The organism is Zoogloea sp. LCSB751, from assembly GCF_002028455.1.
Taxonomy (GTDB): Bacteria; Pseudomonadota; Gammaproteobacteria; order Burkholderiales; family Rhodocyclaceae; genus Zoogloea.
The window spans coordinates 247,908-273,511 of sequence record NZ_MWUM01000004.1; the positions used below are offsets into that span (position 1 = coordinate 247,908).

The 25,604-nt window shown below is 64.8% G+C and carries 23 protein-coding genes and 1 pseudogene; 5 read left to right on the forward strand and 19 right to left on the reverse strand.

Translation table 11 applies throughout. From position 1 onward, the window contains the following. Window positions 1-171 precede the first annotated feature (171 nt). Window positions 172-1,500 carry a TAXI family TRAP transporter solute-binding subunit gene (locus B4920_RS06945; RefSeq protein WP_079433887.1) on the forward strand — a complete coding sequence of 443 codons (1,329 nt, stop codon included), beginning with the start codon at window positions 172-174 and terminating at the stop codon, window positions 1,498-1,500. Window positions 1,501-1,569: 69 nt separating this feature from the next. Next, window positions 1,570-2,181 carry a xanthine phosphoribosyltransferase gene (gene xpt, locus B4920_RS06950; RefSeq protein ID WP_079433888.1) on the forward strand — a complete coding sequence of 204 codons (612 nt, stop codon included), beginning with the start codon at window positions 1,570-1,572 and terminating at the stop codon, window positions 2,179-2,181. 6 nt (window positions 2,182-2,187) lie between these two features. Here the strand turns inward: xpt and B4920_RS06955 are convergent, their stop codons facing one another. The 9 genes from B4920_RS06955 to B4920_RS06995 all read right to left on the reverse strand — a co-directional run bounded on the left by B4920_RS06955 (window position 2,188) and on the right by B4920_RS06995 (window position 9,921). Beyond that, window positions 2,188-3,003 carry a substrate-binding domain-containing protein gene (locus tag B4920_RS06955; protein WP_079433889.1) on the reverse strand — a complete coding sequence of 272 codons (816 nt, stop codon included), beginning with the start codon at window positions 3,001-3,003 and terminating at the stop codon, window positions 2,188-2,190. Further along, a complete protein-coding gene (locus B4920_RS06960; RefSeq protein WP_079433890.1) occupies window positions 2,985-3,740 on the reverse strand; it encodes a phosphate ABC transporter ATP-binding protein in 756 nt (251 codons plus the stop codon). The genes B4920_RS06955 and B4920_RS06960 overlap by 19 nt, the downstream gene beginning before the upstream one ends. Further along, window positions 3,737-4,441: an ABC transporter permease gene (locus B4920_RS06965; protein ID WP_079433891.1), complete on the reverse strand. Its 705-nt coding sequence runs from the start codon at window positions 4,439-4,441 to the stop codon at window positions 3,737-3,739. Before B4920_RS06965 ends, B4920_RS06960 begins: the two co-directional genes overlap by 4 nt. Before the next feature lie 30 nt (window positions 4,442-4,471). Next, a complete protein-coding gene (locus B4920_RS06970) occupies window positions 4,472-4,783 on the reverse strand; it encodes a hypothetical protein (RefSeq protein WP_254050858.1) in 312 nt (103 codons plus the stop codon). 3 nt (window positions 4,784-4,786) lie between these two features. After that, entirely contained in the window at window positions 4,787-5,038 is a 252-nt protein-coding gene (locus B4920_RS06975; protein WP_079433892.1) for a MoaD/ThiS family protein, read from the reverse strand. Further along, complete coding sequence (locus tag B4920_RS06980; RefSeq protein ID WP_079433893.1) at window positions 5,035-6,321, reverse strand: NAD(P)/FAD-dependent oxidoreductase; 1,287 nt, start codon at window positions 6,319-6,321, stop codon at window positions 5,035-5,037. Before B4920_RS06980 ends, B4920_RS06975 begins: the two co-directional genes overlap by 4 nt. A gap of 111 nt (window positions 6,322-6,432) precedes the next feature. Continuing rightward, window positions 6,433-8,280, reverse strand: a complete 1,848-nt coding sequence (locus B4920_RS06985) for an aldehyde ferredoxin oxidoreductase family protein (RefSeq protein WP_079433894.1) — start codon at window positions 8,278-8,280, stop codon at window positions 6,433-6,435. A gap of 10 nt (window positions 8,281-8,290) precedes the next feature. After that, window positions 8,291-8,764, reverse strand: coding sequence for a 4Fe-4S dicluster domain-containing protein (locus tag B4920_RS06990; RefSeq protein ID WP_079433895.1), 474 nt, complete (start codon window positions 8,762-8,764; stop codon window positions 8,291-8,293). Between the two features lie 215 nt (window positions 8,765-8,979). Next, window positions 8,980-9,921 (reverse strand): LysR family transcriptional regulator, encoded by a 942-nt coding sequence (locus tag B4920_RS06995; RefSeq protein WP_079433896.1) that lies wholly within the window; start codon window positions 9,919-9,921, stop codon window positions 8,980-8,982. Between the two features lie 228 nt (window positions 9,922-10,149). Between B4920_RS06995 and B4920_RS29885 the strand changes: the two genes are divergently transcribed. After that, the gene (locus tag B4920_RS29885; RefSeq protein WP_079433897.1) at window positions 10,150-10,578 is read left to right on the forward strand and encodes a RidA family protein; all 429 of its coding nucleotides are present in this window, start codon (window positions 10,150-10,152) and stop codon (window positions 10,576-10,578) included. Window positions 10,579-10,667: 89 nt separating this feature from the next. Here B4920_RS29885 and B4920_RS30905 read toward each other — a convergent pair. The 5 genes and pseudogenes from B4920_RS30905 to B4920_RS07025 all read right to left on the reverse strand — a co-directional run. Then, a pseudogene (locus B4920_RS30905) lies at window positions 10,668-11,120 on the reverse strand (MFS transporter); the annotation flags it as partial. Window positions 11,121-11,264: 144 nt separating this feature from the next. Further along, window positions 11,265-12,071, reverse strand: coding sequence for an oxidoreductase (locus B4920_RS07010; RefSeq protein WP_079433898.1), 807 nt, complete (start codon window positions 12,069-12,071; stop codon window positions 11,265-11,267). Window positions 12,072-12,126: 55 nt separating this feature from the next. Further along, a complete protein-coding gene (locus B4920_RS07015; RefSeq protein WP_079433899.1) occupies window positions 12,127-15,195 on the reverse strand; it encodes an efflux RND transporter permease subunit in 3,069 nt (1,022 codons plus the stop codon). Next, window positions 15,192-16,307, reverse strand: coding sequence for an efflux RND transporter periplasmic adaptor subunit (locus B4920_RS07020; protein ID WP_079433900.1), 1,116 nt, complete (start codon window positions 16,305-16,307; stop codon window positions 15,192-15,194). Before B4920_RS07020 ends, B4920_RS07015 begins: the two co-directional genes overlap by 4 nt. An 83-nt stretch (window positions 16,308-16,390) precedes the next feature. After that, on the reverse strand, window positions 16,391-17,050 hold the full coding sequence (locus B4920_RS07025) for a TetR/AcrR family transcriptional regulator (RefSeq protein ID WP_254050859.1): 660 nt from the start codon (window positions 17,048-17,050) through the stop codon (window positions 16,391-16,393). A 52-nt stretch (window positions 17,051-17,102) separates the two neighbouring features. Here B4920_RS07025 and B4920_RS07030 point away from each other — a divergent pair, with 52 nt between their 5' ends. Further along, window positions 17,103-18,527 (forward strand): efflux transporter outer membrane subunit, encoded by a 1,425-nt coding sequence (locus tag B4920_RS07030; RefSeq protein WP_079433901.1) that lies wholly within the window; start codon window positions 17,103-17,105, stop codon window positions 18,525-18,527. A gap of 121 nt (window positions 18,528-18,648) precedes the next feature. Further along, the gene (gene glp / locus B4920_RS07035; RefSeq protein ID WP_079433948.1) at window positions 18,649-19,896 is read left to right on the forward strand and encodes a gephyrin-like molybdotransferase Glp; all 1,248 of its coding nucleotides are present in this window, start codon (window positions 18,649-18,651) and stop codon (window positions 19,894-19,896) included. On the opposite strand, the gene B4920_RS07040 is transcribed toward glp, so the two are convergent. From B4920_RS07040 to B4920_RS07060, 5 genes are all read right to left on the reverse strand, one after another. Continuing rightward, window positions 19,893-20,888: a CapA family protein gene (locus B4920_RS07040; RefSeq protein ID WP_079433902.1), complete on the reverse strand. Its 996-nt coding sequence runs from the start codon at window positions 20,886-20,888 to the stop codon at window positions 19,893-19,895. The genes glp and B4920_RS07040 overlap by 4 nt on opposite strands. After that, window positions 20,885-21,280, reverse strand: a complete 396-nt coding sequence (locus tag B4920_RS07045; RefSeq protein WP_079433903.1) for a hypothetical protein — start codon at window positions 21,278-21,280, stop codon at window positions 20,885-20,887. Before B4920_RS07045 ends, B4920_RS07040 begins: the two co-directional genes overlap by 4 nt. A gap of 73 nt (window positions 21,281-21,353) precedes the next feature. Beyond that, window positions 21,354-23,249 carry a propionate--CoA ligase gene (locus B4920_RS07050; RefSeq protein WP_079433904.1) on the reverse strand — a complete coding sequence of 632 codons (1,896 nt, stop codon included), beginning with the start codon at window positions 23,247-23,249 and terminating at the stop codon, window positions 21,354-21,356. Window positions 23,250-23,333: 84 nt separating this feature from the next. Continuing rightward, window positions 23,334-24,512 carry a response regulator gene (locus B4920_RS07055; protein WP_079433905.1) on the reverse strand — a complete coding sequence of 393 codons (1,179 nt, stop codon included), beginning with the start codon at window positions 24,510-24,512 and terminating at the stop codon, window positions 23,334-23,336. 27 nt (window positions 24,513-24,539) lie between these two features. Continuing rightward, complete coding sequence (locus B4920_RS07060; protein ID WP_079433906.1) at window positions 24,540-25,547, reverse strand: oxidoreductase; 1,008 nt, start codon at window positions 25,545-25,547, stop codon at window positions 24,540-24,542. Window positions 25,548-25,604 lie beyond the last annotated feature (57 nt).

The window sequence follows — 25,604 nt, forward strand, 5'->3', positions numbered from 1 at the left end:
GCTTAGCGAAACACACGAAATGGCACCCCATGCGGCGTTGCACCATCAACGGGACAATTCCGAAACCAGGCACGCTCCCGGTGCATTTCAGCGCCATACCCACCGCCGTAGCCCACCGGACAGGCGTAAGATTCGGCCCCCTGAATCCACCCGCCATCACAGGAGTTGCCCATGCGCCGCCTGAGCACTGCCAGCAGCCGTCGCGACCTCCTCATCCTCGCCCTGCCGGCCATTGCGGTGGTCATCGCTGCCTTCGCACTGGCCTGGCAGTTCGTGCGGCCGGCGCCGCCGAAGAAGATCGTCATCAGCACCGGGGCCGTCGGCGGCGCGTACCAGTTCTTCGGCGAACACTACAAGGCGAAGCTGGCTCAGGAAGGCATCGAGGTCGAGCTGCGGCCGTCCACCGGCGCCGTCGAGAACCTTATGCGCCTCAAGACCGACGACAGCGTGGACGCGGGCTTCGTACAGGGCGGCATCGCCAACGAGCCGGAATCCGAAGATCTGGCCACCCTCGGCAGCATGTACCTGGAACCGGTGTGGGTCTTCCACCGGGGCAAGGACGACTACCAGCGCCTGACCCAATTGAAGGGCAAGAAGATCGCCGTCGGCGTGCAAGGCAGCGGTGCCCAGCTCTTCGCGCTGCAGCTGCTGTCGGCCAACGGCTTCGCCACCCACGACCCGACGCTGGTGGCCATCGGCGGCATGGAGGCGGTGGACGCCCTCAAGCGCGGCGACGTGGAGGCCTTCTTCGTGGTCGGCGCGCCGCAGGCGCCGGTGGTGGACGCCCTGCTCCACACGGAAGGCATCAAGCTGCTCGACTTTGTCCAGGCGGAAGGCTACGTACGCCACTTTCCGCACCTGCTGACGGTCACCCTGCCCCGCGGCGCCATCGACATCGCCAACGACCGGCCGGCCAGGGACATCCACCTGCTCGCCGCCACCGCCAACCTGGTGGTCAAGGCCGACATCCATCCAGCCATCGTCACCCTGCTGCTCAAGCACGCCCGCGAGATCCACAGTACGCCTGGCCTGCTGCAAGCCGCCGGGGCCTTCCCGACGCCGCAGGATCATTCGCTGCCGCTGCACCCATCGGCACGCCGCTTCTACGACAGCGGCCCGCCCTTCCTGCAACGCTACCTGCCGTTCTGGCTGGCCGTACTGATCGACCGCCTGATCGTGATGCTGCTACCGCTGGTCGCGGTCGTCATTCCCCTTTCCAAGGTGCTGCCGGGTATCTACAACTGGCGTATCCGCTCGCGTATCTACCGCTGGTACGGGGAGCTGAAGTACCTGGAGAACGAGCTCGACCAGGTGCCCTCCGCCGCCCACGACCCGGACGCCATCGACGCCTTCATCGTGCGCCTCGACCGCATCGAGCAGCGCGCGCTGCACCGCAAACTGCCGCTGGCCTTCAGCACCGAGCTGTACACCCTGCGCGAACATATCGCGCTGGTACGCAGCCGCCTGCAGCGGCTTGCGGAAACTGCCACAGAACGTTGAAAGTCCAATTGATACACTCGTAGCGCCGGTTGCCATCCGGCGCCGGCGCTACGCATAACGAGCCACACCATGAGCCCCCATCTCGATCTCACCGCCCCCTACGCCCCGCTGGTCCGCCGCATCGAAAAGGAAGCCACCGTCGAGAACGGCCAGATCCTGCGCATCGACCACTTCCTGAACCACCGCATCGAGCCGGCCTTCATCTTCGAGCTGGCCCACGAACTGGCGCGACGCCTGTCCTTCTTCCAGCCCAACGTGATCCTCACCGCCGAGGCGAGCGGCATCGCGCCGGCGCTGATCGTCGCCCAGGCCCTCAGCGTGCCGCTGGTGTATGCCAAGAAGTACTCGCCGCAGGTGGAGGCGCCGGCCATCTCGCGGGTCATTCCGTCGCCGACCAAGGGTGGCCACACCCGGCTGGTGATCTCCCAGCGCTACATCAAGCCCGGCCAGCGGATCGTGATCGTGGACGACTTCCTCGCCAACGGCCGCACCGCCACCGCGCTGATCGACATGGTGCGGGAAGCCGGTGCCGAGGTGCTGGGTGCCGGCTTCGTGGTGGAAAAGCGCTTCAAGCAGGGCCGCGAGCACATCGAGGCGCTGGGTGTCCCGGTGTCGACGCTGGCCCAGGTAGAGCGCCTGGAGCACGGCCACGCCATCCTGACGCAGCCGAAGGCCGAGTAAGCCCCACTATTTCGGCAAGGGGTAGAACAACTGCTCGTTGCCGATGCGGTAGGCCGAGATCGCCCGCCGGCCCTCCGCCGACGTGAGCCAGGCGATGAACCTCTCGCCGGCGGCCTTCTTGATGTGCGGATGTTTGGCGGGGTTCACCAGCATCACGCCATAGGGGTTGTAGAGCTTTGGATCGCCCGCATACAGGATGGCCAGGTCCTGGCGATTCCTGAAGCTGGCCCACGTGCCCCGGTCGGCCAGCGTGTAGGCGCCCATGCCGGCCGCCATGTTCAGCGTCGGCCCCATGCCGGAGCCGGCCTCCTTGTACCAGCCCTGCCCCTTCGGATCGACGCCCGCCGATTGCCAGAAGCGCAGCTCCGCCGCGTGGGTGCCGCTGCGGTCGCCGCGGGACACCCACGGGCTGCCCTTGCGGGCGATGCGCGCGAAGGCGTCCGTCGCATCCTTCGCCCCCTTCACGCCGGCCGCGTCGGCCATCGGGCCGACCAGCACGAAATCGTTGTACATCACGTCCTTGCGCTCGACGCCATAACCATCGGCAACGAACTTATCCTCGGCGGGCCGGTCATGCACCAGCACCACGTCGGCATCACCACGCCGCCCCACGTCCAGCGCCTGGCCGGTGCCCAGGGCGACCACTTTCACCGCAATGCCGGAGTGCTTTTCGAAGATCGGCAGGATGAAATTGAACAGCCCGGACTGCTCGGTGGACGTGGTGGACGCCACCACGATGGTTTCGCCGGCCTGGGCCGCCGGTGCCAGCGCCGCCAGGCCCAGCACAGCCGATCTGAGAAACTTCAAAACGCCATACGCCATGGTAGTTCTCCCTGGATGTAGAGCCGCGCGGCCTGGGAGGCCGGACGGGCGAAGAAACGTTGCACCGGCGCGTGCTCGCAGACGCGGCCGGCGTCCATGAACACCACGTCGTCGGCCAGCCGGGTGGCCTGGCCGAGGTTGTGGGTGGTCATCAGGATGCGTGTGCCCTCGGTACGGATCTCCCGCACGATGCGCTCGATGGCCTCCACCGACGATGGATCGAGGCTGGCGGTCGGCTCGTCGAGGAGCAGCAGGCGCGGCCGCGTCACCCAGGCCCGCGCCAGCGCCAGGCGCTGACGTTCGCCGCCGGACAGCCCCCGGGCGCCGTCGTTGGCGCGATGGGCCAGGCCGACGCGTTCGAGCACCGCACGGGCCCGCTGCCGCCGCTCCGCCGCCGGCACGCGCTGCGGCCGCAATGCCAGCTCCACGTTGGCGAGCACCGAATCGCGCAGCATCTTCGGCTGCTGGAAGACCATCGCCACGCCGAACTCGGGACGGGTGCCGCCGCCCCACTCACCCCATTCAATCTCGCCGCTGTCCACTTCGAGCAGGCCGCACAAGGTACGCAGCAACACGCTCTTGCCCGCCCCGTTGGGGCCGAGCAGGATGGTGATGCCCTCGCCGCCCAGCTCCATGCTGAGCCCGTCGAGCACCGCGCGCCCGGCGGCCTGCCAGCGCAGTTCATGGATACGCAGCGGAAACAGGGATGGCGCATTCGCCACGTCGCCCGCCCTCATGCGTAGCGCCTCAGCGCCCACTGGCGCAGCGCGTGGGCGAAACCGTTGAGCAGCAGGATCACCGCCAGCAGCACCAACCCCAGCGCGATGGCCAGCGGCAGGTCGCCCTTGCTGGTTTCCAACGCAATCGCGGTGGTCATCGTGCGCGTGGAGCGGTCGATGTTGCCGCCGACGATCATCACCGCCCCCACCTCGGACATGGCCCGGCCCAGGCCGGCCAGCACCGCCACCAGCAGGGAATGGCGGCAGTCATGGAGCAGCACGCGCACGCTGTCGAACCAGCCAAAGCGCATCGCCGTCAGCTCCTCCTCGTATTCCCGCCAGGCATCCTCGACGACCTGCCGGGCGATGGCCGCCATCAGCGGCACCACCAGCAGGGTCTGGGCAAGGACCATCGCCGTGGGCGAATACAGCAGGCCCAGTTCCCCCAGCGGCCCGGAGCGCGACAGCAGCAGATAGACCACCACCCCCACCACCACCGACGGCAGGCCCATGCAGCCGTTGAGGATCACCACCAGCGCCGTCCGGCCGGGAAAGCGCCCGACGCCCAGGCAAGCCCCCAGCGGCAGGCCGAGCAGCGTGCCGAACAGCACCGCCAGGCCGCTGACCCGCAGGGACAGCAGCACGATCCCGGCGACCCGCTGGTCGAAACCGGTTAGCAAGGCAAAGGCATCGGAAAAGGCCTGCGTGAGTCCGTTCATGCGCGGAACTTGTATGCAAAAAATGGCGGCTCAGCCGCCGCCGCGCTGCATCGCGAGATCGATGCGGGCCAGCAGCGCCGTGCGCGCGGCACGGTCGCCCGCAATGAAGCGCAGGCGCACATGCAGCACCGGCAGGCGGAACAGGCCGATGCAGCGCTCCGGCATCTCGCTGAGCGCCACCTCCAGCACCGCGCAGCCGTCATCCGCACGCAGCCGGCCCGGCTCCAGCGTGCTGACGCCATGCGGCAGCGCCAGCCGCAGGCCGCGTTCGAACTCCGCCAATGTCGCGCCGACCTCCCGTACGAAACCCTCCGGCGCGCACACATCCTCCCCCCGCAGCAAGCATCAGCCTCCAGCAATCGGCGGCCAGATGGCGAGTTCGTCGCCCTCCTGCAGCGCGTGTTCGGAACGCCCGGCGGGCGCGATGTAATGGCCGTTCACCAGCACGAGATGCGCGCTCTTCTCCGGCAACTGGTAACGCGCGATCAGGTCGCCGACCGTCGTGCCGGGCTGCACGTCGAGCTCGATGCGGTTGCCGCGCCGCTCGGCCGGCAGGTAGTCGGACAGCGACGCGAACAGCTTGAAGACGACTCTCATGCGAAGGCGGCCACCGGGTGATGTCGGGCCACCGAATCCGGCTGCGTTGCCGCCAGATAGGCCTCGAAGAAACGTTGCGGCGCCTGCAGCAGTACGTCCTTCCACGGCCCCAACTTGAGCTTGCCCTGGATCAGCCCGCGCAGCGCGCCCACATGCTGGGTCATGCCGATGGAGGTGGCGCCGATCAGCACGTCCTCCTTGAACTGCAGGCTGAGGTAGCGGTAGGCGGCCTCGTCCACCTGCTCGACGCCCTGCCCGTCCGGCTCGCCCCACCACTGCCCGAAAGACGTGGAGATCAGCCCGAGGGTGTCCAGCACATTGATCGCCAGCACGCCCGGCATGCGCGCATTGCCGCCGGCCATGTTGATCGCCGCCACGCGGGCCTGGTCGGCCGCGTTGGGCTGGATGGCCGACACCAGATGGGCGCCGGTGAACAGGTCCGGCGCCTCGGCCACATCGCCGGCCGCAAAGATGCCCGGCACCGAGGTCTCCATGCGCGCATCCACCAGCACCCCCTTGGCCACATGCACCGGCGTCGCATCCAGGAAGGCGATGTTGGGCGCCACGCCGGCCGCGACGATCAACAGGTCGCAGGGCAGCAGATCGCCGGTGGTCAGTTTGACCGTCAACGGTGCCTCGCCGCTCACGCAGCGTTCGATACGCTCCACGCCGGCCGACGTGAGCACGCGGACGCCCTGCTGCTGCACCCAGCGCTTGATCATGCCGCCGGCCTGCGGCGTCATCATGCGCGGCACCATGCGGTCGCCCATCTCGACGACGGTCAGCTCGACCCCGCGCTTGGCCAGCGCCTCCATGATGATGCAGCCGATGAAGCCGGCACCGAGCTGGATCACCCGCGCGCCGGGCGTGGCGTGGGCAGCGATCGCCCGCGCATCGGCCAGCGTCCAGCAGGTCTGCACCTCCGGCAGGTCCACGCCGGGGATCGGCGGGCGCACCGGGTGGGAGCCGGTCGCCACCAGCAGGCGGTCGTAGTTCTCGAAATGGCCGTCGGCGAACAGCACGCGCTGTTGCACGGTATCCAGCGCCACCGCCCGGGCATTGAGCTGGCGCACGCCGAGCTTGTTGAAATGATCCGGCGTCTTGCGCAGCCAGGTACCGGACTCGTCGATGTTGCCTTCCAGCAGGTAGGGAATCGCCATCCGCGAATAGGACGGCTCGCTCTCGCAGCCGACCATCACGATCTCGTCACGCGGCGCAGCGCGGCGCAGGGCTTCGACGGCCACCACGCCCGCCGGCCCGTTGCCCAGGATGAGGTGTTTCATCGGGAAATCCTCGAATCAGGACCGCGCCGACGCGTGCCGTAAAGCAGCGGCGGCGCGGGAAGCAGGAAAGGATGAAGAGAGATGGCGGGACACCGCCCGCCATCCGGTTCTTCAAAGCCCCAGGCGCTCCAGGGTTTCGGCCGTCGGCACCCCGTCCGGCGTCCACCCGCGCAGCTTGTAGTACTCAGGCAGCATCGTCGCGAGGCCGTTCACCAGGCCCTTGGCCGGACCGGTCTTGGCCGGTTCGGTAGTCAGGCGCGGCGGCAGGTTGTCGTCCTTGCCGGTCAGGCCCGCCGCGTTGTTGAACAGGCGCTCCATGTTCCAGATCCGCTCGCCCATCGCATTGAGCTTCTCCATCGACCAGTCGCCTTCGCAGGCCGCTTCGATCTGCGGCTGCACGTCGGCCACCGTCCACGCGAAGGACGTGAACACGCAGATCCCCGCCGCATCGAACACCGCCGTCGCATCCTGGAAGGCCTTCACCAGCTCCGGCTTGCCTTCGGTGGTGAGCGGATCGGTCTTGACCGGGATACCCAGCACTTCCGACGCCACCGTGTAGCCGCGCAGGTGGCAGGCGCCGCGGTTGGACGTGGCGTAGGCCAGGCCCATGCCCTGGATGGCGCGGGCATCGTAGGCCGGGAATTCCTGGCCCTTGACGGTCATCGACAGTTCCGGGTGGCCGTACCTGGCGCACAGGCGCCGGGAACCCTCGCCGATCTCCTTGCCGAAGCCCTCGCCGCGGGCGGTCATCTCGGCCAGCCGGGCCAGTGCGGCGGCGGAGCCGAAAGGCGCCTCGGTGCCAAGCTGCTCCTTGGTCAGCACGCCCATCTCGTAGAGCTCCATCACCGCGCCGATGGTGGCGCCGAAGGAGATCGGATCCATGCCCTGCTCGTTGCACAGCAGGTTGGCGTACTGCAGCGCCTCCAGATCGCCAACGCCGTTGGCGGCGCCCAGCGCCCAGGCCGCTTCGTACTCCAGGCCGCCGGACGCGCCCCAGTACTTGGGATTGTTCACCACCGTGAAGTGGCCCTTGTCGATCTCGGCGATGCGCCCGCAGGCGATGGTGCAGCCGAAGCAGGCCGCGTTGGTGACCAGCTGCGGCTTGCCGTCGGTGGGCCGAATCTCGTGCATGGCCTCGGCGGAGATCTTGCCCGCGTCCTCGAACTGCACGTCCTTGTGGTTGCGGGTCGGCAGTGCGCCGATCTCGTTGATCACGTTCATCAGCACCTGGGTGCCGTACTTGGGCAGGCCCTGGCCGGTCACCGCGTTGTCGGCGAGGATCTTCTTCTTCTCGGTGGTGATCTTCATGAAGGCCTTCATGTCCTTGATGCCGGACACGCCCTTGGTGCCGCGCAGGGCCACCGCCTTCAGGTTCTTCGAGCCCATCACCGCGCCGACGCCGGAGCGCCCCGCCGCCCGGTGCAGGTCATTGACGATGCACGCGAACAGCACCTGGTTCTCGCCCGCCAGGCCGATGGACGACACGCGGATCAGCGGGTCCTGATGATGATGCTTGATCGCCTCCTCGGTCTCCCAGCAGCTCTTGCCCCACAGGTCGGCGGCATCGACCAGTTCGGCCTTGTCGTTCTCGACGTACAGATACACCGGCTTCGGCGAGCGGCCTTCGAAGATGATCATGTCCCAGCCGGCGAACTTCATCTCGGCGCCGAAGAAGCCGCCGGAGTTGGAGCACGCCACGGCCCCCGTCAGCGGCCCCTTGGTGACCACCGTGTAGCGGCCGCCGGTGGACGCCATCGTGCCGGTCAGCGGCCCGGTGGACATGATCATCTTGTTGTCCGGTGACAGCGGATCCACCTTCGGATCGATCTCCGACACCAGGTACTTGGTGGCCAGCCCACGGGAGCCGAGGTATTCGTCGGCCCACTCCATGTTGAGCGGCTCTTCCTTGCAGGTACCGGCAGTGAGGTCGACACGCAGCACTTTCCTGTTCCAGCCCATGGTCGCCTCCTTATTCCGTGACGGCCGTGTTGGCCTTGGCCGCCCACGCCCGCATGCGGTCGAGGCCGGTCCAGTCCGCGTCGATGTAGGTGATCGCGCTGGTCGGACAGGCAGTGGCGCAGGCCGGATCGCCGCCGCACAGGTCGCATTTCTGGACCTTGCCGGTGTCCTGGTTGTAATTGACGGTGCCGAAGGGGCAGGCGATGGTGCAGACCTTGCAGCCGACGCAGACATCGTCGAAGACCTGCTTGGCGCCCGTCGCCGCATCGAGGCGGATCGCATCCACCGGACAGGCGTTCATGCACCAGGCCTCGGTGCACTGGGTACAGGTGTAGGGAACCTTGCGCCCCTCGGTCTCGAAACTGAAGACCTTGATGCGCGACTTGGAAGGATTGATGACCCCGGTGTGCTCCACCGAACATGCCATCTCGCATTGCAGGCAGCCGGTGCACTTCTTGGGATCAATGTGCAGGGATTTCCACATCGAACGATTCCTCCTCCAGATGGGTCGCGAACCGGCCGTTGCGGCCACTGCTGGGCCGAAGGGTCTGCTCCATGGAGCGCCTCGAACATCCGCCGGACTCTATCTCCCGCCATGGCCCACCCGAAATGGGCCGCGTGTTTTTTGAGAATACGCCGCCGCGCCCTGATGTCAATGCGCGGCGCGGCAAGGTTGGAGCGGCGGGTTGCTGGGTGTAGTCAGTCTTCCAGACTGACAAAACGTTGTGTTGGCGCAATCGACGCATGCTGCGCCATAAGCTCAGTCACCCAGTCGATGAAGACCCGCAGCTTGGCGCTGAGGTGCCGGTTCTGCGGGTAAACGATGTACAGCGGCATTGAACCGACGCGCCAATCGTCAAACAGCGGCACCAGTTCGCCGCGTGCCACATGCGTCTCCACCATATAGTGCGGCAACCAAAGTACGCCCATTCCCGCAAGCCCAGCGGCGAGATAGGCGTTGCCGTCGTCGACCGCAATCGCGTAGCGGCCCTGCGCAGCAATGCTTTCACCTTCCCTTCGCATCGGCAACGGAGCGACCTTGCCGCTGTTCGCACCCAAAAAGCCCACGATACGGTGCGGCATGTGTTCCAGTTCCCGCGGATGCGAAGGCGTACCGGCGGACGCCAGATAGTCGGGTGAGGCATAGACGCCAAACCTGAGCTCGCCCACGCGACGTGCCATTAACGAGGAATCGCCGAGTTCTCCTGCGCGTAGAACGCAATCCACGTTGTCGCCGATCACATCCACCATCCGGTCGCTCACGCCCATATCGATCTGAATTTCGGGATAGTGCGCATGGAATGCTGGCAATGCCGGCATCAAAACCACGCTCGCGAGCGGGCTCGGGACATCCACGCGCAGGCGTCCTTTCGGCGCTGACAGTGCATTGGACAAGCCGGCATCGGCGTCTTCGAGATCGGCTAACAGGCTCACCACGCGTTCGTAGTAGGCCGCCCCTTCGGTTGTGACCCTGACCTGGCGCGTCGTGCGATTCAGAAGCTTGACGCGTAACCGTGCCTCCAATTGCTGCACCAACTGCGTCACGGTGGTTTTGCTCATGTGCAGTGTTTGTGCGGCCTTGGTAAAGCTGCCGGCTTCTACTACGCGCACAAATGCCTGAAGGGCATCAAAGCGATCCATGGCGGCTCCTGAGACATCGGGGATTGTTTGTCTTTTACAAACAGTGATTGTACGACCTGCTTGTTTATCGCTCAGGACCTGGCCTCCTAGAATCATTCCATCACGCCATGCCCCCGAGCACCGGCAGAGAGGCCATGAAGTGAAAGACGATCGGATGCGGTTGTCGTGCAGCATCGAGCCTGCCCAGCCTTAAACCAGATCGAATGAATACATCGAATGAGGTGACCAATGTCTGTCCGTGATGTTGTTTTTCCCGCTGGACGCCAGATGCTGTACGAAAAGAACCGCTACTCACCGGCGATCCGCTCCAATGGTTTCCTGTTCGTTTCTGGGCAGGTCGGCAGTCTGCCTGACGGTTCCCCAGAGCCTGATCTGGAGGCGCAGGTGAGGCTCGCGTTCGACAATCTGAACGCAATTCTGTCTGCCGCCGATTGCACTTTTCAGGACGTGATCGACGTGACGGTATTCATTGTCGATCCCGCCTCACAGCTAGAGTCGATCTGGAAAGTGTTCTCAGATTACTGGGGCGACGCACCCTACCCGACCTTGACGGGTATTGGTGTGACGTGGCTCTCCGGCTTCCAGTTCGAGATCAAGGTGATCGCAAAACTTCCCGACTCCGTCAAAGATCGTCCAACCCAACTGGCTATGAACTGAAGGTTCTCCGCAGCCAGCAGATTGAAATCGGCACGCTGCAAATGGGGACTACCTAGAAGTAACACAGTGAGGGCAACCCCCATGACGGAGCCGATTTGGCGTATCGCCTGATTGATGGCGCCGCCGACGGCATAATGGTCTGAAGGCAAGTGGCTGACAACAGCACCCGATAGCGAAGGCAACACCATTCCTACGCCAATGCCACTGAACAGCATGCCCGGTAGCCAGTGCGTCAGATACGCGGGCTCGGTGCCAGGCACCAGTAAAAACCACAAGGCGCTGGCTGCGTAGATCAGGCACCCCCCGACCAGCAGCGGGCGGTGGCCACGCCGACTTGCCATTCGACCTGACAGAGCCGCCACGGGAACCACGAGCAATGGCCCGGGCGCCATCGCCAAGCCAGCCAGTGGCAGCGAGTAGTGCCAGATTGAATTCATGTAGAAAAAGAAAGCGAAGAACATCATCGAGAACGCGGTGCCAAAGCTCAACGTTGCAAGATTGACGTAGCGGTATGTGGCGTTGCGAAACAACCCCAAATTCACGAGCGGCGTAGTTGCAACCCGAGCCCAGGCGAGGACCCAACCGTCTGGCTGTCCGAGTCAGTCATTTGGCTCTTCCGATCATTTTGTATGCCTGCCCCCCTCAGAACCAAGGTTTTGAATCACTGCTGGAAGGTCAAGATTGATTCAGGCGAGCCCAAACGTTTTCCGGAGCCCCTTCTCAACCGGTGTGGCTGGCATGAAGCGACGCAACTTGGCCAGCAGAGAGGCCTCGCCTTTGGGCGTATGGCGCATCTTCCAGGCTCCCAACGCGGCGTCGACGATCGTGGCCGCGACTGCATCGGGCTCGGGCGCCTTTTGGACATTGTTTTGAATTGCCTGGGAGACGACGCCGAGTTCCTTGTTGTAGTCGGGAATCCTCGAGACGGTCTGGGGCGCATTGAGATCCAGATTGGTCTTGGTAAAGGACGGTTCGACAAGCGCCACGCGGATGCCGAATTGGCGCACCTCATGATCCAGGGTCTCGGACAGCCCTTCAACGGCGTGCTTGGAGGCCGAATAGAGTGCCATGTACGGCGCGGGCAGAAAGCCCAACACCGAGCTGACGTTGACGATGCGGCCGGAGCGCTGCTCGCGCATGTGCGGCAGAACGGCCTTGATCATGCGCAACAGCCCGAAGAGGTTGGTGTCGAACAGCGTTTGGGCTTCGGCAATCGACGTTTCCTCCGTTGCGCCCAGCAGGGTCACGCCTGCGCTATTGACCAGCACGTCGATCCGCTTGGCATGAGTGATGATGGTCTGAATTCCGTGTTGAACCGATGCATCGTCGCGGATATCCATCTCAATGAGTACAACACCGGGAATGGGCATTGCTTTGCTGGTCTTGCGTACGGTACCGAATACTCGGCAACCACGTTTGGCAAACCTCTCCGCGGTGGCGCGTCCAATGCCGGACGACACACCCGTAACCAATACAACTTGAACATTCGACATGGCGATTCCTTTTCAGCAATAGAGGATTGAAAAGTGAGCCAGGGGCAACCGCCAATCAATGGAGCGAGTAAGCGGGCCTGATCTTGAACCAAATGGAATACACGGCCGGCAGGAACACGAGCGTCAGGATCGTCCCGGCAAAAGTGCCGCCAATCAGCGTGTAGGCCAGCGTTCCCCAGAACACCGAATGGGTCAGCGGGATGAAGGCGAGGATTGCTGCCAGTGCAGTCAGGATCACCGGACGCGCACGCTGCACGGTCGCTTCGACAAGCGCACGGAAAGGGTCCAGGCCAACCCGCTCGTTTTCACGAATCTGTCCGATCAGGATCAGGGTATTGCGCATCAGGATGCCCGACAGCGCGATCAAGCCAACCAGCGCATTGATGCCGAAGGGCTGCTGGAACAGAAGCAGCGTCGGTACCACGCCGATCAGTCCCAACGGACTGGTCAGGAAGACCATGACCATTCCGGCGATAGAGCGAACCTGCAGGATGATGATCAGCAGGGTGGCGGCCAGCATGATGGGAAAGATCGGCAGCATGGCGACCGAAGCCTTGCCCGACTCTTCGATGGACCCGGCCTCCACGATGCGGTAGCCGCTCGGCAGCTTGTCCATGACCGGCTGGAGCTCCTTGGTCATGGCCGTCGACACGTCCGGCGGCTGCAAGCCTTCGGCGATGTCGCCGCGCACGGTGATCGTCGGCGTGCGGTCACGCCGCCGCAGGATGGGGTCTTCCATGCGCACCTCGACCTTGCCCACCTGCGACAGCGGGATGCGTTGTCCAGCCGATCCGACCAGCGTGAAGCCTGCGATCTTCGCGGGATCGAGACGGGCAGCGCCAGCCGAGCGACCGACGACCTGTACCGAACGAATATCCTCCCGCACCTCCGTCAGCGGTGCCCCGCTCAGCAGGAACTGCAACTGCAAGGCTACTGAACTGGAACTCAACCCAACCGCCTGGAGCCGATCCTGGTCGAGGGTGAAGTGCAGGGTGGGAACACGCGGGCCCCAGTCCGTATTAACGGTGCGCATCATCGGGCTGGCGTGCAGGACGGCCTCGACCTCAGCGGAGATCTCGCGCAACTTGTCCGGATCCGGCCCCATGACGCGGTAAGCCACCGGGAACGGCGAAGGAGGCCCGAACACGATCTGGGTGAGACGCACCCGCGCCTCGGGCGCCAAGCCATCGGCTATCACCTGACGCAGTCTGAACTTGAGGGTTTCCCGTTCCTTGTCGTTGCCGGTGAGCACCACAATCTTGGCGAAGGACGGATCGGGCAGCTCAGGTGCCATCGCCAGGAAGAAGCGCGGTGCGCCTTGACCGATGTAGGCGGTGACGACCCTGGCTTCCTCCTGCTTGACCAGCCAGGCTTCGACCTTCGCCGTCGCGGCGCTGGTCTGCTCGATCGAGCTGCCGTAGGGCATCTGTACCTCGACCAGCACCTCCGGCCGGTCGGAGGTCGGGAAGAACTGCTTCTTGACCACGGCCATACCCAGCACGGCCGTCACGAACAGGCCGATCACCGTGCCGGCAACGATCCACTTGCGGGCGATGACGCGCCCCAGTAGCTGACGGAAGCGGTTGTAGCGCGGCGTGTCGTAGATCGCCTCGTGCCCCCCTTCGACTTTCTTGAGCTCGGGCAAAAGCTTCACACCGAGGTAAGGCGTAAACACCACCGCCACCACCCAGGAGGCGATGAGGGCGATACCGACGATCCAGAACATGTTGCTGGTGTATTCGCCTGCCGTGGAGCGTGCGAAGCCATTGGGCATGAAGCCAACGGCCGTGACCAGCGTGCCGGACAGCATGGGCGCCGCCGTATGACTCCAGGCATAGGCCGAGGCCGCGATGCGGTCATAGCCTTCTTCCATCTTCACCACCATCATTTCGATGGCGATGATTGCGTCATCGACCAGCAGCCCCAGCGCCAGGATCAGCGAGCCGAGCGTGATGCGGTCGAAGTTCTTGCCGGTGGCCGCCATGATGACGAACACCGCCGCCAGCGTCAGCGGCACGGCTGCCGCCACCACAATCCCGACGTGCCAACCCATGCTGATGAAACACACGACCATCACCACCAGCAGGGCGACGAAGAACTTGACCATGAACTCGTCCACCGCCGAGCTGATGTTGACGGCCTGATCCGTTACCTTGGTCAGTGTCATGCCCAGTGGGAGTTCCGCGTTGATCTTGGCAACTTCTGCCCCCAGTGCCTTGCCAAGGTCGAGCCCGTTCCAGTGGTCGCGCATCACGACGCCGAGCAGCAGCGCCGGCTCGCCGCCGTTCCGAACCAGGAAGGTGGCGGGGTCTTCATACCCCCGCTCGACGCTCGCCACATCCGACAGCTTCAAGGTGCGACCCTGCGCAACGATCGGGGTCTGGCGGATCTTCTCCAGCGTGTCGAAGGCGCCATCGACGCGCACGAAGACCTGCGGCCCCTTGGTTTCGATCGAGCCGGCGGGCGTCAGCACATTCTGGCTGTTGATCGCGGCGAAGATATCCTGCGGCGCGACCCCCAGCGTCGCCAGGCGGTCGTGCGAGAAGGACACGAAGATGCGTTCGGGCTGCTCTCCGATGATGTTGACCTTCTTGACGCCGGCGACATGCAGTAATCGCTGGCGCAGCGCTTCAGCGTCACGCACCAGCAGTCTCTGCGCTTCGCCCTTGGCCTTGAGGGCGAAGAGCGCAAAGGTCACATCCGCATATTCGTCGTTAACCATCGGACCGACGACGCCTGCAGGCAACTTCTTGGCCTCGTCGCTGATCTTCTTGCGGGCCTGGTAGAACTCCTCCTGGACCTCCGCAGGCGGTGCGCTGTCGAGCAGCGAGACCATGGTGAAGGCCAGGCCGGGGCGGGTGAAGGTTTCCGTGCGGTCATACCAGCGCAGTTCCTGCATGCGCTTTTCCAGCGGTTCGGCGATCTGTTCCTGCATCTCCTGGGCCGTCGCACCCGGCCAAGCGGTGACGATCGTCATCTGCTTGATCGTGAATGGCGGGTCTTCCGCACGCCCGAGCTTGAAGAACGCGAGAATGCCGGCAGCCGAGATCAGGACGATCAGGAACAGCGTGATGGCGCGTTCGCGGACCGCGAGCGCCGACAGGTTGAAACGCCCCTCGCTCACGGACGCGCTCCTTCAGTCGCAGTGGCGACGGCAAGACCCGCCACCCGAACCTGCTCGCCTTCGCGTAGCAGATGCGCGCCGAGCGCAACGATTCGTTCTCCCCGCTTGATCTGACCCGCAACGTAGGCGCCGGTGTCGTCCATGCGCTGAACAGCGACCGGTCGCCAGGACACCTTTGCCGGCTCACCATTGATGGCCCACACCCCCGGCCCTTTGCCCGCGTCGAACAAGGCGCCAATCGGCACGTGCAGACTGTCGTGTCCTGAGGCATCTCCATCCGGGATCTGGATTACGACCGTGGTGCCCAGCGGTGCGTTTGACAGTTCGCCATCCAGCACATACCGCGCCTCGAAGGTGCGCGTAAGTCGATCCGCCGAGTTGGAGAGCTGCCGGAGCCTGGCCGGAACGCGAACATCTTCCTTGCTGAAGAGGCTGGCTTGTCCGACCGAGCCAAGGGCAGGACGAAGCGTTTCTGGCAGCTGGATAACGGCCTCGCGCCGTCCGGCGTGGGCCAGGCGCACGACGACCTGTCCCGCATTGACGACCTGGCCCGGTTCGACCAGCGTTTCCACGACCACCCCATCGCCGTCTGCGACCAATTCGGCATAGCGGCTCGCATTACGGGCGACGTCGGCCTGCGCCTCAGCGGCACTGAGCTGGGCTTTGGCGGCATCTGCTGCGGCCTTGATCTGATCGTAGGCCGAAGAAGAGATGGCGCCGGTTCCGCGCAGGTCGCGGTAGCGCGCTTCATCTTCAGCGGTCTGTTGCGCCCGAGCCCGCGCGGCGGCGACGGCCTCCTGCTGTGCCTGCGCAGCAAGCTTGAGATCGACGGGATCGATGCGCATCAGGGGCTGGCCGCGCTTGACGGTTTGCCCTGCATCCACGAGCCGCTCCAGCACCTTACCGGAGACGCGAAATCCGAGGTCGCTTTGTACTCGAGCGGCTACGGTTCCCGTGAATGAACGTGATGCAGAAGTCGCCCCTTGAACGATTGCGGCACGCACCAAGGGCGCTTCGGTACGTGGATCGGCTGGCGTCGTTTCACCGCAAGCGACCAACGCAAACGGCAATGCGCAAATGGCAGTAGTTGTAGCGATGCGACGCCGGAGCATGAAAGTCCCCTTGTGAAATGATCAGGACTTTCATTCTGGTACCAGTGACCAATTACGTCAACAGTCACAAATCTAGCATGCGTTCATGGTGACAGACTGCGCAGCACCAGACTGGACAACTGGCCTGGTGCTTGGTCGGTGTAATTGAAGCTGTATTGCAGGAGCAGCGGATTAAGGTAGGGGCGCATGACCAGGTAAATCGCCATCGTCGTTTCGTCCAACGGTGTCTTGCGCTCGAAGTCTCCGTTCTGACGGCCCGCCAGCAAAATATCCTGGAGCAACTTCTGGATGCGTTCCTCGTAAGCGCGCGTGGCCTGCCATCGCTCGGTAGCGGCCGATGCAGCGATCTCGTAGAGCTTGCGATCCTGGAAGAACAGGCGAAGGCTGGCTTCGACGATTGCTTTGAACATCCGCCGTAGCTTCTCAGGTGGCTGATCTGCCTCGGCAATTGCTGCACTGACCTCAGTCGCGATCTGACACAAACAGTTTGCGCAGATCATCTCGCCAATGGCTTGCTTGGATTCGAAGAACTTGTAGATGTATGCCTTGGAGAAACCGATAGCCTTGGCGAGGTCCGAGACCGTCGTTTTCTCGTAACCATAGCGGCTGAAATGCTCCGTCGCCGCGGCAACAATCTGGTTTCGCACCTCGTGGTCGGCTGGCCCCCGGGTTGCAGCAGGATAAGTGGATGAGCTTGTTTTCTTCATAGCCTGAAGCTTACCCCGGTCGAAACCATTGGACAATTTGTGACTATTTCGTACCATAGTCACAAATATCTTTCGAGGATGATTCCCTATGTTGCCGAAACGTAGCTTCGCAGCACTCCTGGTTGCCGGCTTATCGACGGGCTGTGCCGTCGGCCCGGATTACGTTCGCCCTGGTGTGCCCTTGCTGGAGCGCTTCCAAGGACAGCACGCCGTAGAACACAGAGACGCAGCAGCCAATGCGGACCTTGCCGCCTGGTGGACGGACTTCGGCGATCCGCAACTGACCCGATTCGTGACGCTGGCGCTGGCGCAAAACCTCGATCTGGCGCAGGCAGCGGCGCGGGTCGCTCAAGCGCGCGCAGGGCTGGGTGCCGCTAACGCTGCGTTAGTACCGTCCGGCACCGTTAGCAGTCAGGCTTCCAGAGCCTATCAATCCGTCGAAACGCCGTTGGGACGGGTTTTGAACTCGGCCCCTGGTTTCGACCGCTATGGCACCGCTTACGAAGCCAATCTTGGTGCGAGCTGGGAACTGGATGTGTTCGGAGGGCTACGCCGCGGACAGGAAGCTGCGCTCGCCGAGTACCAGGCATCCGAAGCTGGAGCCGTTGCTACGCGCTTGGCAGTCGCAGCGCAAACCGCTGACATCTACATCAGCATACGTGGCCTGCAGACCCGCCTGGCGGTTGCCCGACAGCAAGTTCAGACACAGCAGGAACTGCTCTCGATGATCAACCGCCTCTATGAGAAAGGCCTGGCAGCTGAACTTCAAGTCAGGCAGGCTGAAGGAGCGCTGGCCCAGGTCCAGGCGTCGGTCCCTGCCCTTGAGACGGGCCTGGACGCGGCCACGAATGCGCTCGATGTCATGCTGGGTTCACCGCCTGGGACGCATCGAGGAGAACTGGCTGAAGCAGGCGTCATCCCGGTCGCACCGAGAATCACCGACACCGGATCGCCCAGCGAGTTACTCAAGCGGCGGCCTGATCTGATCGTGGCGGAGCGTCGCCTAGCCGCGACGAACGCCCGCATTGGTATCGCCATCGCTGAGTACTACCCCAAGGTCTCCCTGAGCGGACTGGTTGGCAGTGCAACGTCGATGTCCAGCAGCAATCTGTTCACGAGCGGCGCCAGTCAAGCCGCTGGTGTGCTCGGTCTGCGCTGGCGTCTGTTCGATTTCGGCCGCATCAATGCGCAGATCGAGCAGGCCAAGGGGCAGGAAGCCGAGATGTTGGCTGCGTATCGTCTGGCCGTGCTGCATGCCGCTGAGGACGTAGAAAACGCCTTTTCAGCTTTGGTTAAGCGGGAAGATCAGGCGACAGCACTTGCCAAAGGTGTGGACTCACTTGCCCGCGCACGCGCGGCCTCCTTTGCAGCCTATAAGAAAGGGGTGGTCAGCCTGATTGAAGTCTTGCAGGCCGACGAAGTCCTGCTTCGAGCCTCCGATGCGCGAGTACAGGCGCAAACAGAATCTGCACGCGCAGCAGTCGCTGCATTCAAGGCACTTGGAGGAGGATGAAAGCCCGGCGAATCTAGAGAGCTCGCAGCCAACTCAAATGCCAGTGTCGGAGAGCGCCAGACTGGCCACCCGATGTGCTATTAATTCCGCTCCGCCCCCAAGCGAGAGACACACGATGGACATGGATGCAGGCTGTAGCGGCGCCGACGGCCGCAAGTCGATCAGCGCCGCGGAGGCGCGGCGGATCATCCTCGGTCGCGTCCAGCCGCTGGCCGGCTGGGAGCGCGTGGCGATCCGCGCCGCCCTCGGGCGCATCCTTGCCGAGGACGTGGTGGCGCCGTGCAATGTGCCGGCCCACGACAATTCGGCGATGGACGGCTACGCGGTACGCGCCGACGATCTGCAGGCCGATGGCGACGTGACGCTGCAGGTGGTCGGCACTGCGCTCGCCGGGCGTGGCTTTTCCGGCCTGGTCGGCCCCGGCCAGGCGGTGCGCATCATGACCGGCGGGGTGATGCCCGCCGGCGCCGACACCATCGTCGTGCAGGAAGTGGCGCGCAGGGACGGAACAGCGATCGTCGTGCCGCCCGGCATCCGTCGCGGCCAGAACGTGCGGCGCGCCGGCGAGGATCTGGCCGTGGGTGCCGTCGCCCTCCCCCGCGGCAAGCTCGTCGGCCCAGCCGAGCTGGGGCTGGTGGCGTCCCTCGGGCTGGCCGAGGTCAGCGTCCATCGGCGCCTGCGGGTGGCCTTCTTCTCCACCGGCGACGAGCTGGCCAGCATCGGCCGGCCGCTGGCGCCAGGCGAAGTCTATGACTCCAACCGCTACACGCTGTATGGCGCCCTCGCCAAGCTGGGCTGCGACATCGTGGACATGGGCGTCGTCCCAGACCAGCCGGAGACCCTCGAAACCGCCTTCCGCAACGCGGCTGCCTGTGCCGACGTGGTGCTCACCACTGGCGGCGTGTCGGTCGGCGAGGCGGACTTCATCCGCGCGCTGATGCAGCGCCTTGGCGAGGTGAGCTTCTGGAAGATCGACATCAAGCCCGGCCGCCCGATGGCCTTCGGGCGCATCGGCGAGACCTGGATGTTCGGCCTGCCGGGCAACCCGGTGGCGGTGCTGGTCACCTACTACCAGTTCGTCGTCGATGCGCTGCTGAAGATCGCCGGCCTCGACCCGCTGCCCGAACGCCCGCTGACCCGGGTGATCTGCAGCGAGGCGATCCGCAAGCTGGCGAACCGCCGGGAATTCCTGCGCGGCCGCTTGTTCGAGGAAGCCGGCGAGTGGAAGGTCCGCCCAGCCGGCAAGCAGGGCTCGGGCATCCTGCGCTCCATGTCGGAGGCCAACTGCTTCATCGTGCTGGACGAGAACCAGGGCGACGTCGCGGCGGGCGACGCGGTCCACGTCCAGCTGTTCGACGGCCTCGTTTAGAGTTTTCCCGCCAGCTCTGCGCCGCCGCGGCACTGGCGCACGTGCCGGTCGCCCCGCGCACCGCAGGGCGTCAGCGCATCGGGCGCCAGCGTGGGCAGGCCTTCGCCGTCCATGTGCGCCTCCACGGTATGCCAGCGCCGCACGCCACGGCGGTCCACGCTGAACTGCAGCAACCAGCCGGTCTGGGCTTCCGGGAAATCGAAGCCGTCGAAGACAAAGTTGCCGAGGCTGTAGATGATCGGCCGCCCCTTGTAGATCTCGGCGCCCTGCGTGACATGCGGATGGCCGCCGACGACCGCAGATGCGCCGGCGTCGATCATCCGGCGCGCAAGCAGGCGTTGCCGCGCTCCGGGCACCGGCTCGTATTCCCAGCCCCAGTGCATGAAGGGGATCACCAGATCGGCACCGGCCCGCTTCGCGGCGCGGATGTCCGAGATCACCTCGCTGTCCTCGCTCCATGCGATGCCGGGCGTGGTGGCGCCGGCCTCGAAGGAGCGCGGCTTGAATTCGTTGTAGGCGAGGATCGCGATGCGCAGGCCCTTGGCCTTGATCCACAGCGGCCTGTGGGCCTCGGCGAGATTGCGGCCACCGCCGACCACGCCGATGCCCGCCGCCGCGACGTGCTCCATCGTCTCGACGAAGGCCGCCTTGCCGAAATCGCCGGCGTGGTTGTTGGCCACCGCCACGGCGTCGAAGCGCCCCTTCAGCACCTTCACGACGTCCGGCTCGGCGCGGAACACGTAGGGTTTGTTGGCGATCGGCGTGCCACTCTTTGCCACCGCGCACTCCAGGTTGCCAATGCGGTAGTCCGCGCCGGCCAGCAGCGGCGCCACCGCGGCGAGCGGATCGCGCCCCGCGGCGATGGCCTTGCCGGGGCCGTCGGCGAGCATGATGTCGCCGGCAAAAAGAATGCGCAGTTCTTCCGCCTGTACGCCCTGCGCCACACCGCACAGGCCCGCCAGCATGGCGGCGGATGCGAGCCACTTTTTCATCGGGCGCCCTCCTTCATCACTTCGCACCAGTAGCTCAGTTCCCCATCGCGATAGGGTTCGTAGATCCGCTGCAGCCCGGTGAAACCGTAGCGACGCCCAACCGGCCGCGGCGGCCACGGATAGCGGGCTTCCTGGATCATCACCGGCTCGTCCTTGCGGTTCCAGAACACCTGAATGCGCACGCCGGCCAGGTCGGCGGGTTTGTCGCGCAGGAGCACCCGCAACTGGAAGTCGTCGTAGATCGGACGCGGCGCCACAGTGTAGGGCGTGCTCGCAGCCTCGAATGAAACGTTCTGCGGCGTGCCGTCGTACTCGGCATGGCAGACGATGCGCGGTGCCGCGATGGCCAGCTGTGGGACGACGGCGAACATCAGGATGAACGGAAAACGCATGGGGCACCCGAGCATGAAAAAAGCCGACCGGCTGAGGGCCGGTCGGCTCTGATGGATCAGACGTGATCCAGGCTTACTTCGCGCCCAGCGCCGTCTTGATCTGCTCCAGCGTGGACGGATCCTCGATGGTGGTCAGATCGCCCGGATCGCGGCCTTCCGCCAGCGCCTGGATGGAACGGCGCAGCATCTTGCCGGAACGGGTCTTGGGCAGACCGGAGATGAAGTGCACGCGGGCCGGACGGGCGATGGCGCCGAGGCTGCCGTCGACGATCTTCATCACGGCCTTCTCGAGCTCGGCGACCTTCTCCGGGGTGTCGATGGTGGTCGGGTCCTTGACCACGGCAAAGGCCATCGGCATCTGGCCCTTCAGCTGGTCGGCCACGCCGACCACCGCCACTTCGGCGATGGCGGGATGGGACTGCACCGCTTCCTCGATCTCGCGGGTGCCCAGGCGGTGGCCGGCGACGTTGATCACGTCATCGGTACGGCCGAGGATCTTGTAGTAACCGGCGTCGTCCTTGATGCCCCAGTCGAAGCTGGAATAGACCAGCGGTTCCTGGAACAGCGTGAAGTAGGTGGACACAAAACGCTTGTCGTCGCCCCACACGGTGGACAGGCAGCCGGGCGGCAGCGGCGGCACGACGCCGACGATGCCCTTCTCGTTGGGGCCGCACTCGGAACCGTCGTCGCGGAACAGGCGTACGTCGTAACCGTACACCGGGAAGCCAGGGGAGCCGAGCTGCACTTCGTGGTGCTCGACGCCGGGCATCAGCGACAGCATCGCCCAGCCGGTTTCGGTCTGCCAGTAGTGGTCGATGACCTGGATGCCCAGCTCGTCCATCATCCACTGGTGGGAAGTTTCGTCCATCGGCTCGCCGGCACAGTACAGGGTGCGCAGCTTGGAGAGGTCGTACTTCTTGAGGAAGGCCGGGTCCTGCTTCTTCAGCACGCGGATCGCGGTCGGCGCGCTGAACATCACGGTGACTTCGTGGTCCTGGCAGATCTTCCACCAGATGCTGGCGTCGGGGCGCAGCGGCGTGCCTTCGTACATCACGGTGGCCATGCCGGCGATCAGCGGGCCGTAGATGATGTAGCTGTGACCAACCACCCAGCCGATGTCGGAGGTGGAGAAGAAGGTCTCGCCCGCGTTGCCGCAGTAGATGTGCTTCATGGACGCGGCCAGCGCCACGGCGTAACCGCCGGTGTCGCGCTGCACGCCCTTCGGCTTGCCGGTGGTGCCGGAGGTGTACAGGATGTAGCTGGGCTCGGAGGATTCGAGCCAGGTCACCGGCACCTCGGCATTGAGGTGCTGCTCGCGCAGGGTGGCGTAATCGACATCACGGCCTTCGACGATGGCCATGTCCTTGTCGAGGCCACGGTTGACCATCAGGACGCTGGCGGGCTTGTGCTCGGCCAGGCTGATGGCTTCGTCGAGCAGGTGCTTGTAGGGGACCGGGCGGCCGCCGCGCATGCCGGCGTCGGCGGACACGATGACGGTCGGCTTGGCATCGTCGATACGGGTGGCCAGGGAGTGGGAGGCGAAACCGCCGAACACCACCGAGTGGATCGCGCCGATACGCGCACACGCCAGCATCGCGAAGCAGGCTTCAGCAATCATCGGCATGTAGATCAGGACGCGGTCGCCCTTCTTGACGCCGAGGCTCTGGTAGATCGCCGCCATGCGCATGACTTCGGTGCGCAGCTCGGAGAAGGTGTAAACCTTTTCCTGGTCGGTCTCGGTGGAGATGAAGACCAGCGCCTTGCGATCCGGATGGGTCTCGGCGTGACGATCTACTGCGTTGTAGCACAGGTTGGTTTCACCGCCGACGAACCACTTGACGAACGGCGGGTTGGAAAAATCGTAGATCTGGCTGGGCTGCTTGTTCCAGTGCACCAGCTCGGCCTGTTCGCCCCAGAAGCCGTTGCGGTCTTCGATCGAGCGCTTGTGAAACTCTTGGTATGTAGCCATCGGATCCTCTCCCTATTCTTGAATAGTCCAAACCACTTTCAGATTGGTGGGAGCAGTACGTCCGCCTGTTGCAGCGTCTGTCCCTTAGTCGTTTTTCTGAAGCATATTCACTCCGGTTTCTGCGGCGCGGGCGAGGGCTGCCAGCGGCAGACCGGAAGGAATCTCGGATTCTATCAATTCCAGCAGCGGTAAGAGCGTCCGGATGGCATCTGGAAGTTGTTTGCGCAGATTGGCGTCCAATCCAGTGGTGCGCAGGCGCGCCAGGATCTGGTCGATGCTGACCGGCGCACGGGCCGGCGGCTCGATCATGTCCGCAGTCACCTCTCCGTCGGCGCCGATCACCCGGTTGCCACCGGCGGCGCGCCCGCTGGCGATGCGCTCCATCGCCACGCCAATCAGGTGGCTGACCGTCTGCACCTTGCCGGGCGTGGTCGCGGCCAGACCGATGGTGATCTGGATGCGGATGCGCTCCTCCCGGTAGGTCATCACGATGTGGTCGAAGGCCGCGCGAAGGCGCATCGCGAAGGCGCAGGCCCCATCCATGTTGGTGCTCGGCGACACCACCGCGAAGCGCGCCGGCGCCAGTTCGGCGACGGTGTCTTCCTGGCGCAGCTTGGTGGCGAGGATCTTCGACAGCTTGCGGTTGACCAGCTGCGCCACGTGGGCGCCATAGCGTGCCACCAGCGCATCGAAATGGTCGATCTCGATGACCATCACCGACACGTCGGCGTGGCGGCGCTGGGCCAGCGAAAGCTCCTGCGCCGCGTGGTAATGGAGGTAGGACGGCGTGGCGAGGCCGGAGGTGGGGTCCACCGGGCTCGCACTGGCCAGCGCCGCCCGGCTCTCCTCCAGATCCCGTTGGGTGCGGGCGAGCTGGGTCAACGCCTCCAGACGGGCCAGCAGCTCCACGTTGCCGATGCTCTTCGAGATGAAATCGGTGGCGCCGGCACTTTTGGCACGGACCCGCACGTCGGGTTCGTCGTCGCCGGAGATCACCACCACCGGCAAGGTATTGATGCGCGAGATGCGCGAGCCGCGGATGCGTTCCAGCAGGCCGTAGCCGTCCAGGTTGGGCATGCCGATGTCGGTAATGACGGCCTGAATGGTCGGATCGACCATCAGGGTCTGCCAGCCGGCCTCCCCGTCTGCTTCCTCGCGCACCTCGAAGCGGTCCCGTATGTGCCGGATGATGGAAGCCCGCACCATCCGGGAATCGTCGATGATCAAGACCCGTGGCAGGGTCTGCTCGCTGTCGTCGCTCATGCTGGGACTCGCTGGATAAATGAATCTTCAGGGGTTTACGGCAATCACCGTACGCCCCTTGACCCGGCCGGCGATGAAGTCGTCGAACACGCCGGGCAGTTCGGCAAACGGCACGGTCCGGGTCATCTCGTGAAGATGGCGCGGCTTGAGGTCGGACGCCAGACGCTGCCAGACCGTGGCACGGGTCGGGAAACCGATGTAGCCCGAGTCCACACCAAGCAGGCTGACTCCGCGCAGGATGAACGGGAACACCGTGGTGTTGAGGGTGATGCTCTGCGCGTTGCCGATGCTCGCCACCGTGCCGGCCTGTTTCATCGTGGACAGCACCCAGCTGAGGATGTCACCGCCCACGTTGTCCACCGCACCGGCCCACAAGCCGGCATCGAGGGGGCGCGTCTTGGCCGGATCGATGGTGTCGCGCAGGCGGATCTCGGCGGCACCGAGATCCTTGAGGTATGCCTCTTCATGCGCCTTGCCGGTCAGGGCGACCACGTGGTAGCCGAGCCCGGCCAGCATATCGATGGCCAGGCCGCCGACGCCACCGCTGGCGCCGGTGACGATCACCGGACCGTTGTCGGGACGCAGGCCGTTGTCCTCCATCCGGACCACACCCAGCGCCGCCGTGAAGCCGGCGGTGCCAAGGGCCATGGCCTCGAAGAGGCTCAGCCCCGCGGGGAGCGGCACCACCCAGCCGGCCGGCACTCGCGCGTACTCGGCGTAACCGCCGTGATGGGCCACGCCGATGTCGAAACTGGTCGCGATGACCTCGTCACCCGCCTTGAAGCGCGGATCGCTGCTTTCCACCACCGTACCCGACAGGTCGATACCGCCGACGCAGGGGAAGCGGCGGATGATCTTGCCGGCCCCCGTCGCGGCCAGCGCGTCCTTGTAGTTCACGCTGGAATAAGCCACCTTGATAAGGACCTCGCCGGCATCGAGCACATCGGCGGCAAGGGTCTCCATCGCGGCGGAAACCTTGCGGTTCTCGTCCTGGCGGATCACATAGGCCTTGAAGGGGGAAAGGGGGGTGGTCATACGCTTCTCCTCGTTGCCGGGCGCCGGAATGGCACCTCCTGTTGGTTATCGGTCGAT

Bases quoted from the DNA above. Each gene is read 5' to 3' on its own strand.
- B4920_RS07020 (WP_079433900.1), bottom strand. From the start codon at position 16,307: ATGCTCCGGCGTCGCATCGCTACAACTACTGCCATTTGCGCATTGCCG.
- B4920_RS29885 (WP_079433897.1), top strand. From the start codon at position 10,150: ATGTCTGTCCGTGATGTTGTTTTTCCCGCTGGACGCCAGATGCTGTAC.
- B4920_RS06995 (WP_079433896.1), bottom strand. From the start codon at position 9,921: ATGGATCGCTTTGATGCCCTTCAGGCATTTGTGCGCGTAGTAGAAGCC.
- B4920_RS06975 (WP_079433892.1), bottom strand. From the start codon at position 5,038: ATGAGAGTCGTCTTCAAGCTGTTCGCGTCGCTGTCCGACTACCTGCCG.
- B4920_RS06945 (WP_079433887.1), top strand. From the start codon at position 172: ATGCGCCGCCTGAGCACTGCCAGCAGCCGTCGCGACCTCCTCATCCTC.
- B4920_RS07010 (WP_079433898.1), bottom strand. From the start codon at position 12,071: ATGTCGAATGTTCAAGTTGTATTGGTTACGGGTGTGTCGTCCGGCATT.
- xpt (WP_079433888.1), top strand. From the start codon at position 1,570: ATGAGCCCCCATCTCGATCTCACCGCCCCCTACGCCCCGCTGGTCCGC.
- B4920_RS06985 (WP_079433894.1), bottom strand. From the start codon at position 8,280: ATGGGCTGGAACAGGAAAGTGCTGCGTGTCGACCTCACTGCCGGTACC.
- B4920_RS06955 (WP_079433889.1), bottom strand. From the start codon at position 3,003: ATGGCGTATGGCGTTTTGAAGTTTCTCAGATCGGCTGTGCTGGGCCTG.
- B4920_RS07050 (WP_079433904.1), bottom strand. From the start codon at position 23,249: ATGGCTACATACCAAGAGTTTCACAAGCGCTCGATCGAAGACCGCAAC.
- B4920_RS06960 (WP_079433890.1), bottom strand. From the start codon at position 3,740: ATGAGGGCGGGCGACGTGGCGAATGCGCCATCCCTGTTTCCGCTGCGT.
- B4920_RS06990 (WP_079433895.1), bottom strand. From the start codon at position 8,764: ATGTGGAAATCCCTGCACATTGATCCCAAGAAGTGCACCGGCTGCCTG.
- B4920_RS07060 (WP_079433906.1), bottom strand. From the start codon at position 25,547: ATGACCACCCCCCTTTCCCCCTTCAAGGCCTATGTGATCCGCCAGGAC.
- B4920_RS06965 (WP_079433891.1), bottom strand. From the start codon at position 4,441: ATGAACGGACTCACGCAGGCCTTTTCCGATGCCTTTGCCTTGCTAACC.
- B4920_RS07040 (WP_079433902.1), bottom strand. From the start codon at position 20,888: ATGAAAAAGTGGCTCGCATCCGCCGCCATGCTGGCGGGCCTGTGCGGT.
- B4920_RS07055 (WP_079433905.1), bottom strand. From the start codon at position 24,512: ATGAGCGACGACAGCGAGCAGACCCTGCCACGGGTCTTGATCATCGAC.
- B4920_RS07045 (WP_079433903.1), bottom strand. From the start codon at position 21,280: ATGCGTTTTCCGTTCATCCTGATGTTCGCCGTCGTCCCACAGCTGGCC.
- B4920_RS07030 (WP_079433901.1), top strand. From the start codon at position 17,103: ATGTTGCCGAAACGTAGCTTCGCAGCACTCCTGGTTGCCGGCTTATCG.
- glp (WP_079433948.1), top strand. From the start codon at position 18,649: ATGGATGCAGGCTGTAGCGGCGCCGACGGCCGCAAGTCGATCAGCGCC.
- B4920_RS06980 (WP_079433893.1), bottom strand. From the start codon at position 6,321: ATGAAACACCTCATCCTGGGCAACGGGCCGGCGGGCGTGGTGGCCGTC.